Source organism: Nocardia vermiculata NBRC 100427 (assembly GCF_001613265.1).
Lineage (GTDB): Bacteria > Actinomycetota > Actinomycetes > Mycobacteriales > Mycobacteriaceae > Nocardia > Nocardia vermiculata.
In genome coordinates this window covers 377,337-392,297 of record NZ_BDCA01000002.1, presented here as the reverse complement: position 1 = coordinate 392,297, position 14,961 = coordinate 377,337, and the positions used below count along the sequence as shown (strand labels likewise).

Annotated in this window: 15 protein-coding genes; 12 read left to right on the top strand and 3 right to left on the bottom strand. The window is 67.3% G+C overall.

The features are described 5' to 3' along the window. The first annotated feature begins 299 nt into the window (after positions 1–299). The 7 genes from NV2_RS05460 (at position 300) to NV2_RS05430 (ending at position 6,899) form a co-directional block, all read left to right on the top strand. Positions 300–989: a response regulator transcription factor gene (locus NV2_RS05460; protein WP_067870396.1), complete on the top strand. Its 690-nt coding sequence runs from the start codon at positions 300–302 to the stop codon at positions 987–989. Positions 990–1,077: 88 nt separating this feature from the next. Further along, on the top strand, positions 1,078–2,463 hold the full coding sequence (locus tag NV2_RS05455) for a HAMP domain-containing sensor histidine kinase (protein WP_067870394.1): 1,386 nt from the start codon (positions 1,078–1,080) through the stop codon (positions 2,461–2,463). Between the two features lie 511 nt (positions 2,464–2,974). Continuing rightward, positions 2,975–4,246, top strand: a complete 1,272-nt coding sequence (locus NV2_RS05450; protein WP_245662468.1) for a S1C family serine protease — start codon at positions 2,975–2,977, stop codon at positions 4,244–4,246. Positions 4,247–4,344: 98 nt separating this feature from the next. After that, positions 4,345–4,839, top strand: a complete 495-nt coding sequence (locus NV2_RS05445; RefSeq protein ID WP_174550550.1) for a MogA/MoaB family molybdenum cofactor biosynthesis protein — start codon at positions 4,345–4,347, stop codon at positions 4,837–4,839. A 7-nt stretch (positions 4,840–4,846) separates the two neighbouring features. Next, positions 4,847–5,068, top strand: coding sequence for a hypothetical protein (locus NV2_RS05440; RefSeq protein ID WP_067870127.1), 222 nt, complete (start codon positions 4,847–4,849; stop codon positions 5,066–5,068). Between the two features lie 412 nt (positions 5,069–5,480). Further along, the gene (locus tag NV2_RS05435) at positions 5,481–6,158 is read left to right on the top strand and encodes an MspA family porin (protein WP_067870390.1); all 678 of its coding nucleotides are present in this window, start codon (positions 5,481–5,483) and stop codon (positions 6,156–6,158) included. A 60-nt stretch (positions 6,159–6,218) separates the two neighbouring features. Further along, a complete protein-coding gene (locus tag NV2_RS05430) occupies positions 6,219–6,899 on the top strand; it encodes an MspA family porin (RefSeq protein ID WP_067870124.1) in 681 nt (226 codons plus the stop codon). A 142-nt stretch (positions 6,900–7,041) separates the two neighbouring features. On the opposite strand, the gene NV2_RS05425 is transcribed toward NV2_RS05430, so the two are convergent. The 3 genes from NV2_RS05425 to NV2_RS05420 form a co-directional block, all read right to left on the bottom strand. After that, on the bottom strand, positions 7,042–7,746 hold the full coding sequence (locus tag NV2_RS05425) for an RcpC/CpaB family pilus assembly protein (RefSeq protein WP_067870123.1): 705 nt from the start codon (positions 7,744–7,746) through the stop codon (positions 7,042–7,044). Positions 7,747–7,885: 139 nt separating this feature from the next. Further along, positions 7,886–8,215: an FmdB family zinc ribbon protein gene (locus tag NV2_RS30665; RefSeq protein ID WP_084473910.1), complete on the bottom strand. Its 330-nt coding sequence runs from the start codon at positions 8,213–8,215 to the stop codon at positions 7,886–7,888. Between the two features lie 116 nt (positions 8,216–8,331). Continuing rightward, positions 8,332–8,943: a 5-formyltetrahydrofolate cyclo-ligase gene (locus NV2_RS05420; protein WP_067870121.1), complete on the bottom strand. Its 612-nt coding sequence runs from the start codon at positions 8,941–8,943 to the stop codon at positions 8,332–8,334. A gap of 127 nt (positions 8,944–9,070) precedes the next feature. On the opposite strand from NV2_RS05420, the gene NV2_RS05415 reads away from it, so the two are divergent. The 5 genes from NV2_RS05415 (at position 9,071) to NV2_RS05395 (ending at position 14,958) form a co-directional block, all read left to right on the top strand. Beyond that, positions 9,071–10,036, top strand: coding sequence for a UTP--glucose-1-phosphate uridylyltransferase (locus NV2_RS05415; RefSeq protein ID WP_067870119.1), 966 nt, complete (start codon positions 9,071–9,073; stop codon positions 10,034–10,036). Positions 10,037–10,103: 67 nt separating this feature from the next. Beyond that, entirely contained in the window at positions 10,104–11,357 is a 1,254-nt protein-coding gene (glp, locus tag NV2_RS05410; protein ID WP_067870117.1) for a molybdotransferase-like divisome protein Glp, read from the top strand. 9 nt (positions 11,358–11,366) lie between these two features. Continuing rightward, complete coding sequence (locus tag NV2_RS05405) at positions 11,367–12,017, top strand: GNAT family N-acetyltransferase (protein ID WP_067870115.1); 651 nt, start codon at positions 11,367–11,369, stop codon at positions 12,015–12,017. Positions 12,018–12,186: 169 nt separating this feature from the next. Then, on the top strand, positions 12,187–13,506 hold the full coding sequence (gene sepX, locus NV2_RS05400) for a divisome protein SepX/GlpR (protein WP_067870113.1): 1,320 nt from the start codon (positions 12,187–12,189) through the stop codon (positions 13,504–13,506). Positions 13,507–13,992: 486 nt separating this feature from the next. Further along, positions 13,993–14,958 (top strand): ribonucleotide-diphosphate reductase subunit beta, encoded by a 966-nt coding sequence (locus tag NV2_RS05395; protein ID WP_067870111.1) that lies wholly within the window; start codon positions 13,993–13,995, stop codon positions 14,956–14,958. The last annotated feature ends 3 nt before the right edge of the window (positions 14,959–14,961 follow it).

Genomic DNA, 14,961 nt, shown 5'->3' with positions numbered 1-14,961 from the left:
CGCGCACGTGCCCCGGGTTCCGGCCGCCGCCCGCATCTGGCCGTGGGGTCAAACGGGTTTGAGAACCAACTAGAGGTCTACTTTTACCGCTGGCAACATACCGTGAGAACACGTTCGCGGCAATTTGGAGGGCTTCCACACACGGTGGCTAATTCCGCTCGGCGCAACAACTTTCGGAAGCTATCCATACTTTCCGGAAGTATTTTCGATGAATACGCAGGTCACCAGTTGTAGATGTGCGGCGTGTCGATTGCCCCGTTCTCAGTCGCCTCTCAGTCGATCCGGTCAAACTGGAGGCCATGCGGATTCTGGTAGTCGACGACGATCGCGCGGTGCGCGAGTCGCTGCGCCGGTCGCTCACCTTCAACGGATATTCCGTCGAACTGGCAGTCGACGGGGTCGATGCCCTGGAGAAGGTGCGAGCGGCGCGGCCCGATGCTCTGGTGCTCGATGTGATGATGCCCCGGCTGGACGGTCTGGAAGTATGCCGCCAGTTGCGTAGCACCGGTGACGACCTGCCGATTCTCGTACTCACCGCCCGTGATTCGGTCTCCGAGCGAGTGGCCGGGCTCGACGCCGGTGCCGACGACTATCTGCCGAAGCCGTTCGCTCTCGAGGAATTGCTGGCGCGTTTGCGCGCACTGCTGCGCCGGACGGCCGGCGACCCGGCGGGGGATTTCTCCGAGACGATGCGTTTCGCGGACCTGTCATTGGATCCGGTGACCCGTGAGGTGTCCCGCGGTGAGCGGGCCATCAGCCTGACCCGTACCGAATTCTCGCTGCTGGAAATGTTGATGGCCAACCCACGCCGAGTGCTGACCCGCGGGCGCATTCTGGAAGAAGTCTGGGGATACGACTTCCCGACCTCCGGCAATGCGCTGGAGGTATATATCGGCTATCTGCGGCGCAAAACCGAGGCCGAGGGGGAGCCCAGGTTGATCCACACCGTGCGCGGGGTGGGTTACGTGCTGCGCGAGACCCCTCCGTAGGCCGGTCGTCGTGGCACGAACTCATCAGGGACACGGTGGGCGTCCCGATCGGGTGGCCCGGTTGCGGGCCCGCCCCGATCCACACGAGATGCGCCCGCCCATGCCGCTGACCAGCTCGGTCTCCTTGCGCTGGCGGGTGACGCTGCTGGCCGCCTCGGTCGTGGCCATCGCCGTCGCGGTCACCTCGATCGCCGCGTACGCGCTGGTGGCGCGTGCCCTCTATGCCGAGGTGGACAGCCAGTTGCGCAGCCGCTCGGACGTCATGGTCGAGAACAACATCGATCTGCAGGGGTTCCAGGCGATCGTCATGTTCGGCAGCCTGTACTCCAACGACATCGGTATCGCGTTGATCTACCCCGACACCGATGTCCCCTATGCGCCACCGCAACCGATGGACCCGCCGGTGGGGCCGGCCGAGATGGCGGTGGCCCACGGACATGCCGAGGCCTCACTGCGCACCGCCAACAACCAGCGCGTGCTGGCCCGCCGCACCAAATCGGGCGCAACCCTGGTGATCTCACGTTCCCTGGAACCGACCCGCGAAGTGCTCGACCGGCTCGCCTGGCTGCTGTTCACGATCGGTGGTTGCGGTGTGCTGGTGGCCGGTGCCGCCGGCGCAACCGTCGGCCGTACCGGCCTGCGCCCCATCGCGCGGTTGACGGCGGCCACCGAGCGCGTGGCCCGGACCGACGATCTGGCGCCCATACCGGTGACCGGCGACGACGAATTGGCCCGGCTGACCGAAAGTTTCAATCTGATGCTGCGGGCGCTGGCGGAATCCCGCGACCGGCAGCGGCGGCTGGTGGCCGACGCCGGCCACGAATTGCGCACCCCGCTCACCTCGCTGCGCACCAATATGGAACTGCTGATCGCCTCGTCCCGACCGGACGCGCCCCCGATCCCGGAGGAGGACATGGCTGGACTGCGCTCCGATGTGATCGCCCAGATCGAGGAGCTGTCGACGCTGGTGGGCGATCTGGTCGACCTGGCCCGCGAGGATGCACCCGAAACGGTCTACGAGCGTGTCGATCTCGGCGAGGTCGCCGAGCGGGCGCTGGAACGCGTCCGGCGCCGGCGCGGCGATGTGGAATTCGCGGCGCAGACGCGGTCGTGGTTCGTCTACGGCCATGACGCCGGACTCGAACGCGCGATCCTGAATGTGCTGGACAACGCGGCGAAGTGGAGTCCTCCCGATGCGCAGGTGGTGCTCGCGATGCGCGAAGTGGGTCCGGGGCTGATGGAAATCGACATCGACGATGCGGGACCGGGGATCGAACCCGAGGAACGGGAGTTGGTATTCGAACGCTTCTACCGCACCACGGCCTCCCGGTCGATGCCGGGATCCGGACTGGGGCTGGCCATCGTGAAACAGGTCGTCTCCAAGCACGGGGGCACCATCACGGTGGACACCTCCGCACGGGGCGGCACACTGGTACGCATCGTGTTGCCGGGTGAGCCGCCGATCGCGTCGTGACGCACGCGATGATGGGTACCGAAACCACGAAGAACTGAAAGGACCGTCTCAGTCCGCTCTCAGTCGTAGTCATCAGGCTGGACGACAGACTCGAGGAGAAACGAGAGATATGACCGAGGATTCGAAGGACAGGGGCGACGAGCCCGCCGGTTCGACTCCGCATTCGCCGGAGCCGGACGTGCCCGGGCAGCCCGCGCCCGGTTCGTCGCCTCAGCCCGCCCCGGGTACGGGTGGCCGGCCCGCTCCGGGCACATCGGCCCAGCCGACCCCGGGGTCGTCGGCTCAGCCCGCATCGGAGCCGGGGTCGGGTTTCGGCTCGGACACGCAGTGGAGCCGGCAGTCCTCCTCGGACAGCGGGGCGACCCCGGGGTATCCGGGTCAGCAGCGTCCTCCGGGGCAGGCCTATCCCGGGTACGCGAGCGGGCCCGAGCAGGCCCCTCCGGGGCAGTCGGGCGGTCACCCTGTGCCCGAGTCGGGAGGCACCGTGCCCGGGCAGGGGGGCACCGCACCGATGCCGCCGTACAACCCGTACGCGTCGCACGGGCAGCAACCGGGGTATGCCGGGCAGCAGCCGGGCGGATACGGGCCCGCAGCGCAGTACCCGGGCGGTCACTACGGGGTAGCAGGCGCGGATCCGGGCCAACCGCACGGTGACCCGGGGGCTCCCACCCGGCGTCGTTCCGGCCGGACGGGACTGCTCGTCGGCGCTGTGGTGCTGGCGCTCGTCGCCGGCGGTATCGGCGGGGCGGTCGGCACTCTGGCTACCCGCAACGACAACACCGCGCCGGTCACCAATGCCCTGAACGCGCCGGCGCCGGCCGATCCGGCCTCGGCGACCGCACCGCCGGGGTCGGTGCCGTCGGTGGCGCAGAAGGTGCTGCCCAGTGTGGTGATGATCCGGGTGGCGAGCGCGCGCGGCGGTGAGAGCGGCTCGGGCGTGGTGCTGTCCTCGGACGGGCTCATCCTGACCAACAATCACGTCGCCAGCGGCGGTGGGCCGAACTCCAAGATGCAGGTCGCCTTCCAGGACGGCAGCACCGCGGACGCCTCGATCGTGGGTATCGACCCGATCTCCGATCTGGCGGTGATCAAGGCCGAAGGGAAGAACGGACTGACCCCGGTCGAACTCGGCACCTCGGACCACTTGAAGGTCGGACAGTCGGTGGTGGCGATCGGTTCCCCGCTAGGCCTGGCCGGGACCGTGACCACGGGCATCGTCTCGGCGCTGGACCGGCCCGTATCCACCAGTGGTGAGACCGGATCGCAGGGCACCGTGATCTCGGCGATCCAGACCGACGCGGCCATCAACCCGGGCAATTCCGGCGGCGCGCTGGTGGATACCAACGGCAAACTGGTCGGCATCAACACGGCCATCGCCACCATGGGCGCGGGCGAGATGGGTGGCGGTCAGAGCGGTTCTATCGGGCTGGGCTTCGCGATTCCGGTGGATCAGGCCCGCCGGGTCGCCGACGAGCTGATCAAGACCGGGCACGCCACCTACGCGCAGATCGGTATCACCGTCCGCGCCGTGGACGATGTCAATGGTGCGCGGGTACTGGATGTCACCCGCGATGGTCCGGCCGCAGCGGCGGGTATCCCGCCCGGTGCGATCGTGACCAAGGTCGGCGATCAGATCATCGACTCCGGGAATTCACTGATCGCCGCGGTGCGATCGCACCAACCGGGTGACAAGATCAAGGTCACCTATACCGATCCACAGGGACAGAATCCGAAAACCGTCGAGGTGACTCTCGGCGCCGCACCAGCGGAGGGTGGCCGATGATCCGTGAACCACGTCCAGTGACAGTGCTTCGCACGAACGGTGACGACGAGTCCGGGGGACCGGATTGGGCGTCACCGGTAGACGCTACGGTGAGCGATATGGAAATCGATGCCCCCGTGTCGGGCCGTGCGCTTGTTGTGGTCGTGGACGATCGAACCGCGCATGGCGGGGTGGATTCGCTGGGACCGCTGGTGACGGAGTTGCTCACCGAGTTCGGCTTCCTGGTGGACGCCACGGTCTCGGTGGCAGGTGACGAGATCGAGATTCGCAATGCGCTCAACACCGCGGTCATCGGTGGTGTCGATCTGGTGATCTCGGTCGGTGGTACCGGGATGTCGCCGCGCGATGTGACGCCGGAGGCGACACTCGAGGTACTCGACCGCGAGCTCCCGGGGATCAGCGAGGCGCTGCGTGCCTCCGGACTCGCGGCCGGTTCGCTCGACGCAGGTCTGTCCCGCGGCCTGGCCGGCGTGTCCGGTAGCACCCTGGTGGTGAACCTGCCCGGCACCCGAGACGCCGTGCGGGACGGAATGGCAACGCTGGGCCCCTTGGTGAGTCGCGTGGTCGACGAACTGTCCGGTCTGGCGGAATAATAGATAGATGACCGAACGGCCGGCGGGAGAGCAGCAGCCGGACGATACGCATGCCGCGGATCGTCCGGCCCGGCGCCGCACCCGCTCGGCTGCCGAGGCCGCACGGCTGGCACGAGTCTTCGGGGAGACGCTGCCGCAGGCGAGCAGTGACGAGCGCACTCCCGACGGCGAACTGCCCCGCTCGTCCGACGAGTGGCTGCGGGCGCAGATTCCCCCACATCACGGCTGATCGAGCGGCAGCGCGCATTCCTTTCGGCGCCGAGAATTAGCTGCTCCGAGTATCGCCGAAAATGTCGGCGGCTCTTTCTCGTCGTTATTGATGCATTCATTCTGATATATGCGGAAGTGATCTGTGTTCGAGATCATCACGCATTTCATCGCTCGATGTTGGCACCCGTGTCGCCGGGCGTTTATCCTCCCCTCGGGCCTGTTTCACCTGCGGTTCTCCGGATTTCGGGTCGACGCGCACGCGCGTTGTCCCCGCGGAGCAGGGCCCCGTTCCGACGGTTGTGTCATCGAAATTGCCGGAACCAGCACACAGTCTGCCGGTTGTGTGCTGGCCGATGACGTAACAGTGCCGGGAGAGCCGCGTGCCGGACTCGGAGGTCGAGTCCGGCAACGAGAACCTGATGAGGGGACATATGAATACGAACCGTGCGAACGGTAAACGGTGGGGCGCGCGCGTCGCGGGCCTCGGTGCCGCCGCGGCCGTGGCCGTCGGCTTACTGTCCACCGGTGCCGCGAACGCCGACACCTTCGTGCCGTTGCCGGACGGCCATCGTCACGGCCCGGGCGGAGTGGTGCTCGCACACACCGGCGAGCACGCGGTGATCTCGCCGTCCATGGCGGCCAACGGTGCCGGTCGAGTGGTCTGGGTGTCGGGCAATGCCGCCGCCGACGTGCCGAATGCGCCCGAGGCCGAACCGGGGCCCAGCAACGGGCCCGCGGAAGGGCCCGGGACCAACAATTCTTCCACCCACGGCACCTCGCAACTCAACACCGGCTACATCGTCGGCTGCCAGGTGGATATCGCCAGTGACGCCGTCTCGGCAGGACTGTCGGGCGGGCTGAGCCTCAGCGGCGCGGACGCGAGTGGGTCGATCGGGCTGAATGTCGGCCCGGGCCAGGTGAAATTCGTGCAGATCGCCTACAAGGACATCACCGAGCCGGGCCACTACAGCGTGGAATATCAGGACGCGGAAATCGAGATCCAGGGCTGCGCGGGCTATGCGCAGGCCCGGGCGTACACGGTGGTCGAGGTCGTCGGCAACGACTACTCCAAGACCACGCTCTACGGACAGCCGTTCTCCATCGGCTGAGCCGACCTTTCCGTCGAACCTTTTCTCGCGTAATGCGATTCATCCAGAGGAAGTCCTGATATGAAGTTCCGCGAATCAGTGGTCCGCGTGGCCGGTGCCGCGGCGGTGGCGACCGCTGCGCTCGGCCTGTTCTCCACCGGCGCCGCCAATGCCGACACCTTCGTCCCGCTGCCCGGCGGCGAGCTGACCAAGACCCTGTCCGACGGCACCGTGGTACACGTCCGGCTCGACGGTGAGTCGGCGAATATCAATCCGTCCATGGGTGCCACGCCGGTGCACCGCAACGCCTGGGTATCGGGCAGTGCGCACGTCGAACTGTCCGGCGACACCACCGCCGAGGGCGGCAGCATCTATCCCGGCTACACCGTCGGATGTCAGGTAGATATCTCCGGCGGGGGCGTCGAGGGCGGTCCGAGCGCGGAGGCCGACTGGAGCGACGGGGAGAGTGTCACTCCGAATGCGGGCGGCAACGTCGGCGGCAATCTGACCCTCGGACCCGGCGAGGCGAAATCGTTCTATGTTCTCGATATCGAGGACGCCGACGACTTCGGCCAGAACGTGCACAAGACAAGCAATGGCTTCGACGGGGCCAGTGGTTCGGTGACCTGGTCCGACGAAACCATCGGGCTGAGCGGTTGTGGCGGGTACGCGCAGGCCCGCGCCTTCGTGAACGTGGAGGTCGAGACCGACCATGTCGTCACCTGGGTGACGTTGTGGGGCAAGCCGTTCAGCCTCGGCTGATATCGCTGTGTGCGAGGGCGGGCCGGTGTTCCGGTCCGCCCTCGCACCGTCCAGGGCTCAGAATTCGTGGCGCCCGCCGGCACTCTTACTTCCCTCGGTCAGCAGATCAGTCATGGCAAATAGTTGGCGAATACGGCTGGGGTCAATGGAACACCACCGTCATGGCGGTGTGCAGCGAAGCTGCGGCGACGGCAGTGGCATGGTCCGGATCCAGCGCCAACAACACGACGCGGTCGGTGGATTCGCGGGACCGCGCACTGCTGTCCTCCGGGGCGGATACCAGCACCACCGCCGCGTCGGTGGCCAGGGTGCGCGCGGTCGGGGAGCGCTCGTGTCCCTCGTCGGCGGCGACCACATCCACTCGATCCCCGGCCCGCAGAATTTCGGCGATCGCATTGTCCGCCAGGCGCATCGGCACGATCCGGGCATCGGGTGCACCCGTCGCGGCGGCGGCCAGCCTGGGGCTGACGGTTCGCAGGTCCGTGAGTATTTCACCGGTGTGCACCGCGCCGGTGGAGATGGCGCCCACGAGTTGTGCGGCGTCGGTGACCACGCCCTCGGGCAGTGCCGCGGACGGGAGCATTGCACGGCGCAGATCTGCGGCGCCCAGCACCTGTCCCGGCCGGAGAGTGTGGGCGGCGACCACGACGCTCGTCTGCGCGCCGCCCGGGTCGGCGCGCAGTGCGATCAATGCGGCCACCGCCGCGAGGGTGACCGCGGCCAGCCTACGTAGCAGTGTCAGGTCGAACCAGGCCGGACGCAGCCCGGCCAGGATTTCCGCGCCTCGTCCCCGGCCGAGGTTGCTGTCGCCGCCGGAGTCCGGATGATCGAATCGCCAGTGCCGCATACCGGAACCGTATGCGGCAGTTCAGCAGGCGGGGTCGTGAAACTGCTGGTCAGAACTCAGCTGTGGACAACCGCCGGGATGTGGAGAATTGCGCCGACATCGCTACCGCGGCGCGCCGGCGCCATAGCCGAGGAAGTCCTCAGGCGACGGCAGTGCCGGTCGACGAGGAGCCGGTGGAGGAACTGCTCGACGACGAATTCGAGGAGGAGTTCGAGCTGCTCGACGAGCCGGCGGAGTCTCCGGATTTAGAATCGCCGGACTTCGCGGCCGGCTCGCTGGCCGACGACGAACCGTTGCGGCTGTCGGTGCGGTAGAAGCCGCTGCCCTTGAAGACGATGCCGACGGAGTTGAACAGCTTGCGCAGCTTGCCGTTGCACTTCTCGCAGGTGGTGAGGGTGTCGTCGGAGAACGACTGCACGATGTCGAACTTGTCACCACACTGCGTGCATTGATACGAGTAAGTTGGCACCTGCGAACCTCCACGGTTTTCGTCTTTTAGCACTCTACAGCTGACAGTGCCAACAGTGCCAATCCGCCCCACATTCCCACTCTTACCTGCCCGTCCTCTGCAACGCCAGGACGCGCCTAGAAGATTCCGCCGAGCTCGCGCAGCCCGCCCTCGGGGAGCAGGGCCCAGCCCATCCGGCGATCGTGCGGCTGTTCCGGTAGTACGTCCACCAACTCCTCGTCCCGCACCACCGCCACCAGCCGGGCATCCGGGCGTGCGGCCGGCAGGCTCCGGTCGTAGTAGCCCGCGCCGCGCCCCAGTCGCACGCCGCGCCGGTCCACGGCGAGAGCCGGTACCAGCAGCACCCGCGGCCGGCCTATGGCCGCGGCCCCGAGGGCCGGTGCGCCGGGTTCGCGCAGTCCGTACCGTCCCGGGCGCAAGTCCTGTTCCCCGGTGTATTCGGCCCAGTTCAGCGGACCGGGCGGTCCCGTGACCGGTACCAGCACACGTGCCCCACCGGATCGCAGCGCATCCAGCATCGCCGTCGAGCCGGGCTCGTCGCCCACCGGGATATAGGCAGCGATCCAGCACTCCGATTCGTCCGGAACCGTGGCCACAGGTAGTACGTCGACCACCGCACGTGCCAGTGCGGCCGCCTCGCTGCCTCGCACCCGCGGGCCGACCTCGGCCCGGCGTGCCAGCAAGCGCGAACGCCACCACTGTTTGTCCCGTTCCCCGGTCGCCTCCACGGCCTTCAGCCTAGGGAGGCACACCGGCTGGTTCGCGCGTGGTGTTTCCGGGCAGCCTAGGCTTCGTGAATACCGGGCCGGTGTCGAGCGGGTCCGGTGACGAGATCGATGGATAAGGTGTGGACTTATGACAGCTGACGCCGGATCGGACGCGACGCAGGCCGTGAGCTCCGCGACGTCCTGTTTCCGTACCGCGGTGGTCCCCGCGGCGGGACTCGGGACGCGGTTTCTGCCCGTGACCAAGACGGTGCCGAAAGAGCTGCTACCCGTGGTGGACACACCCGGCATCGAATTGGTGGCCGACGAGGCGGCCGGTTCCGGCGCGCAGCGGCTGGTCATCGTCACCTCACCCGGTAAGGACGGGGTGGTCGCGCATTTCGTGCAGGACCTGGTTCTCGAGGGCACCCTGGCCGAACGCGGCAAGTTCCAGCTGCTCGAGAAGGTACGCAAGGCCCCCGGCCTGCTCGATGTCACCTCGGTGGTGCAGGAGGAGCCACTCGGGCTCGGACATGCGGTGGCCCAGAGCGAACAGGTCCTAGACGACGACGAGGACGCCCTCGCGGTGCTGCTGCCCGACGATCTCGTCCTGCCGTGCGGTGTCCTCGATGTGATGAGCCGGGTGCGCCGCAAACGCGGCGGTTCGGTGTTGTGCGCGATCGACGTGCCGAAGGAAGCAGTCAGCGCCTACGGCGTCTTCGACGTGGAAACCGTCCCGGACACCACGAATCCGGACGTGCTGCGCGTGGTCGGCATGGTGGAGAAGCCCGCGCTGGCCGAGGCACCCTCCACCTTCGCCGCCGCCGGCCGCTATCTGCTCGATCGGGCGATCTTCGACGCATTGCGGCGGATCGAGCCCGGCGCGGGCGGTGAATTACAACTCACCGATGCCATATCGCTGCTGATCGCGGAGGGACATCCGGTTCATGTGGTGGTTCACCGTGGGTCGCGCCACGACCTGGGCAACCCTGGCGGTTATCTTCGTGCTGCGGTCGATTTCGCTCTGGAGCGAGACGAGTACGGCCCCGCGCTACGCGAATGGCTGCAGCGTCGGCTCGCTCCGGATTGGAACCCGCAGCTGACGTCGTCGCAGTGACGAGGTCGGCCGGGCCTCGTTCGGCGCGGGGTTCGGGTGGTCGGTCGAAGTAAAGGGGAAGGGCGGCATGCGCTCGGTTGAGGACCAGCAGATCAAGGTGACCGCGGCGGCCGTGGCCCCGCGGCCCGTCCGGGTCGCGATTTCCGAGGCCCAAGGTCTGCTGTGCGCCGAGGACGTCGTCACCGAACGTCCGCTGCCCGGATTCGATCAGGCGGCCATCGACGGTTACGCGGTGCGCAGCGTCGACGTGCAAGGTGCCGGCGCCGATATCCGCACCGAGGACGGCGATCCCATCGATCTGACTCTTCCGGTGGTCGGTGAGGTCGCCGCCGGGTCGCGTCAGCCGATCCGGCTGCAGCCGCGTCAGTCGGTGCGCATCGATACCGGTGCCCCGCTACCGACTCTCGCCGATGCGGTGTTGCCGCTGGATTTCACCGACGGTGGCCGGGCGCGGATCAAGATCTACGAGCCGATTCGTTCGGGTGACTACGTGCGCCGGGTCGGTGACGACGTCCAGCCCGGTGATATCGCGGTCCGGGCCGGCACCATCATCGGCGCGGCGCAGGTCGGCCTGCTCGCGGCGGTCGGTCGGGACAAGGTACTCGTGCATCCGCGGCCACGATTGTCGGTGATCTCGATCGGTGGCGAGCTGGTCGACATCGACCGCACCCCCGGACCCGGCCAGGTCTACGACGTCAATTCCTATGCGCTGGCCGCCGCGGCCCGCGATGCCGGCGCGGATGTGAACCGGGTCGGCATCGTCAGCGCCGACCCGAATCGGTTGCGCGATGTGGTCGAGGGCCAGCTGGTGCGCTCGGAAGTGGTGGTGATCGCGGGTGCGGTGGGCGGCTGGGCCTCCGAGCAGATCCGCGAGGCGCTGGACGGGATGGGGGAGCTGAGTATCGATCGGGTGGCGATGCATCCGGGTTCGGTGCAGGGATTCGGGCGGTTGGGTCGCGACGAGGTGCCGACCTTCCTGCTGCCCTCCAATCCCGTGGGCGCGCTGGTGGTTTTCGAGATCATGGTCCGGCCGCTGATCCGTATCGCGCTGGGACGCAGGCATCCGATGCGTCGCGTCGTCCGGGCCCGCACCATCATGCCGATCACCTCGATGGAGGGCCGGCGCGGTTATCTGCGCGCGCAGCTGATGCGCGACGAACAGACCGGTGAATATCTGGTGCAGCCGCTGGGGGTGAACGGGTCGTCGCATCTGCTGTCGACCTTGGCCGAGGCCAACAGTCTGATCGTCATCGACCCGGATGTGACCGAGATCCGGACCGGCGACGAGGTTCAGGTCGCATTCCTCGCGCAGCGCGGGTGAAATGTGGATATGAACGTCTTCCGGGCCACCCAGCATCCCGGCTGGCCCGCCCACCTCGGGCCGGTGCATACCGCAGGTGGCCGAGTCACGCTGCGGCCCATCCGGTTGCGGGATGCGCCCGCCTGGTCGCGTACCCGGTTGCGTGACCGTAAGCATCTGGAGCCCTGGGAGCCGACCGGCCGCGGCAGCTGGGAGGCGCGTAACCACGCGTCGAACTGGCCGTCGCTGTGGTCGAGCCTGCGGGCGGAGGCTCGGCGGGGCGCGATGGTGCCGATGGTGATCGAGGTGGACGGGTCGTTCGGCGGTCAGCTCACCATCGGCAATATCGTGCGCGGTGCGCTGCGGTCGGCGTGGATCGGCTACTGGGTCGCAGAGGATCTGGGGGGCCGGGGTGTGGCGACCGCCGCACTGGCGCTGGGGCTCGATCATTGTTTCGAGACCGTGGGGCTGCATCGAGTGGAGGCCACCGTGCGGCCGGAGAACCTGGCCAGCCGGGCGGTACTGCGCAAGGCGGGTTTTCGCGACGAGGGTGTGCTGCGTCGCTACCTGGATGTGGACGGCGCCTGGCGGGACCACCTGCTGGTGGCGATGACCGTCGAGGAGGTCTCGGGCACCGTGGTCGATCGGTTGGTCAGATCGGGTCGCGCGACCCGATCGTGAGCGCTGGGGCGGGATGACCGGGTTGTGACGCGTGGGACAGGTGTGGACGGCGCGCCTGCGGGCTATTCATGAGGCACCGCATTAACCTACGGACGTCGGTGGTGCGTCCGGTGCCAAGGCGAAAACGGGTGCCGAGCGGTCGTAAGGCGGGGACGGAGGTGAGAGCGCGATGCCGAATTCGATCTTGTGGATCGCAATCGTCGTACTCTGGATCTTTGTGCTGTTTCCGATGCTCGCCGATCGACATCCCCGCATTCGCCGCACGACGGATGCCGCGCTGGCAACCCGGGTGCTCCATCGAGGTGGTACCAGACGACGCGCCAAGAAGGGGCCGGGCGCCGGACACGAGACCGATCCGGACTGGGTGCCCACCCCTCGGCAGAGAAGGTTTTTCCACGGCGATGATGCGGAGGACCGGATGACGAACCAGGCCGATGAGCCCGTCACCGAGGACGACCCGAACGCACCCGACCGCGCCGACTCGGCGGTAGTGAAGACTCGGCGCCGGTCGGACGACGACGCCGGCGACGGCCCGGACCGGTCCGCCGACTCCGACGCCACCGACACGGCCGCCTCGCGCCGTGCCCTGCCGGACGACGTATCCGGCCCTGCCGCAGCCGATGCGACCGAATCGGACGAGGACACTGCGGACTCTCTCGTCGACGGCCCGGACCGGCCGGAGGACGAAGCAGACGCCGATGATCTCGTCGACGAGGCCGGCGACGTCGATCCGGACTCCTCGGAATCCACCGCCGCCACCGAATCCGCAGCACACCCCGAATCCGCAGCACACCCCGAGTCCGCAGCACAGCCCGAGTCCGAGGAACACTCCCGCGTCGCCATGGCCCGTATCCCGCCTGCACCCACCGCCGGGGTTCCGGCCCGGCAAGACGATGCCGCTGGTGAGCCCCGGTTCGACGACGACACGGCCGACGACCGTCCGGACGCCGATCTGGCCGGAGACGAGTCCGGCACCGGCGATTTCGTGCCGTCGCGCCGGGGCCGTGGTGGTTACGATCCGGAGGCCGACGCCATCGCGCGGGCGACCAGATACCGGTTCCGGCAGCGCACCGCGCTCGGATTGGTGTTGAGCACACTACTTTTCGCCGCATTCGCAATAGTCATGAGCCCGATGCTGTGGTGGGCGTGCGCACTGTCGGTGGTGGGCCTGGGTGCCTATCTGGCCTATCTGCGACGCCAGGTCCGGTACGAGGAAGACATCCGCCGTCGCCGTACCTCCCGGCTCCAGGGCGTGCGCAAACCCGGAGAGGACAGTCCGGAAGCTGTTGTCCGAGAGGAGGTGCGGGCCGGTCGGCGGCAGGGCATGGATCGCGATGCCGCTCGCGCGCTCCGGCGCCGCGCGGTGGTTCTCGATGTCGACGACGAGGAACCGCTGTTCGACCACCTGGACCCCTTCGACGCCGCGGCAGCCCGGACGACCAGGAACCGGGCGGCCGGCGGTGAAATCCGTCGCGCTGCAGGAGAATAGAACCGCACTCGGACGATGGCCGCCGGTAGGGAGCGCACCGCTACCCCGGCGGCCATGTCGTCTCCGGTGGGAACACAGCGGGTAGTCGCGGCCGTAAGGCGATAGCTGGTTAACATCCGGCATCCGATATCGAGTGGTGGTCGCCGTGGGGCGCCGGTACAAATGTGAAATGAGCCCGTCCACTCGGTGAGACGGTCATGTGGGTGGCAAATTCATAGGCAACATTCTGCCCTTGTGATCTTTCTGTTAGGAGTGGAACGCGAGCTTTTTACGGAGTAGGGTCGGTGACCGTGCGGAATCGCTGTCCACAAGATCGAAGGATTTAACCCTTCCGGTACGGATGCGTGGTTACGGGTCTTGACGCGTTGCAGCAGGTGGGACGCTGTGCGTGGGTAGCTGGGCGTTGGAAGGGTTGATCTACGTGAATGAAAGCTTTCTGCTATCGATTTCTACGGGCCGAGATTCATAGCAGATCGAGAATTCGCGATGAATAATTCAACAGTCATCGACGAGATCGAACTGGATCTCACCCGGCGGGTCGGCGCACTCGATCTGTATCGGCGCTGGGAGTCGCAGCAGTGGCAGGCCGAGAAACTGGAGTACGACCGGGACGGCGAGGGGTGGCGGCAGTTGCCGGCCTTCGCACGCCTGCCCCTGCTGGCCACGCTGGCCCGCTTCCTGGTCGGTGAGACGACCGTCACCGAGACGCTGGCGCCGCTGGCCTACGCCGCTCCCGAGCGCGACTACACGCTGTACCTGGCGACCCAGCTGGCCGATGAGGCGCGGCATACCGTCTTCTTCCGGCGCTACCTGGCGTTCCTCTCCGAAACCCTCGGCAACGAGGAACTGTCGCAGGTCAGCGGCGTCGATCGGGTGGGTGATCTGTTCGAGAAGGCGCTGCGGGACGCGGTGGAGCGGGTACGTGAGAACCCGGCCGACGTCCATGCCTGGTTCGAGGGGGTGGTGGTCTACCACCTGCTGGTCGAAGGGGCGGTCGCGATGACGGGGCTGCACACCGTGCTCGGCACCGTGCGCGCACTGCCGCAGTTCGACACGCTGCGCACCGGCATCACCCACGTGGCTCGCGATGAATCACGGCATATCTCGTTCGGTGTCCTGGCGTTGCGGAACGGGGTGCGTGACGAATATCGGGATCACATCGTCGAAATGATTCGTAAGCATGTGCCCGCGGCCGCCCGGACATTGGTGGATCCGGAGACGCGAGATCCGTTCCCGCGACTGGTCCCGGTATTGCGCAAACGGGCCGAAGTGCTTCATGAACAATGGGAATTCGCGGCGAGTTCCCTGGGTCGGAGAATGAACTCGATCGGAATTCCGGACGACATCGGCGCGGAACTTGTGGAAACGTGGCGGAAATCTTGTTCGGATGCCGCTTCGGAATACGAACGACTACACGGTGAATCGCATCCGGTCGAATATATCGATCGATAGAGC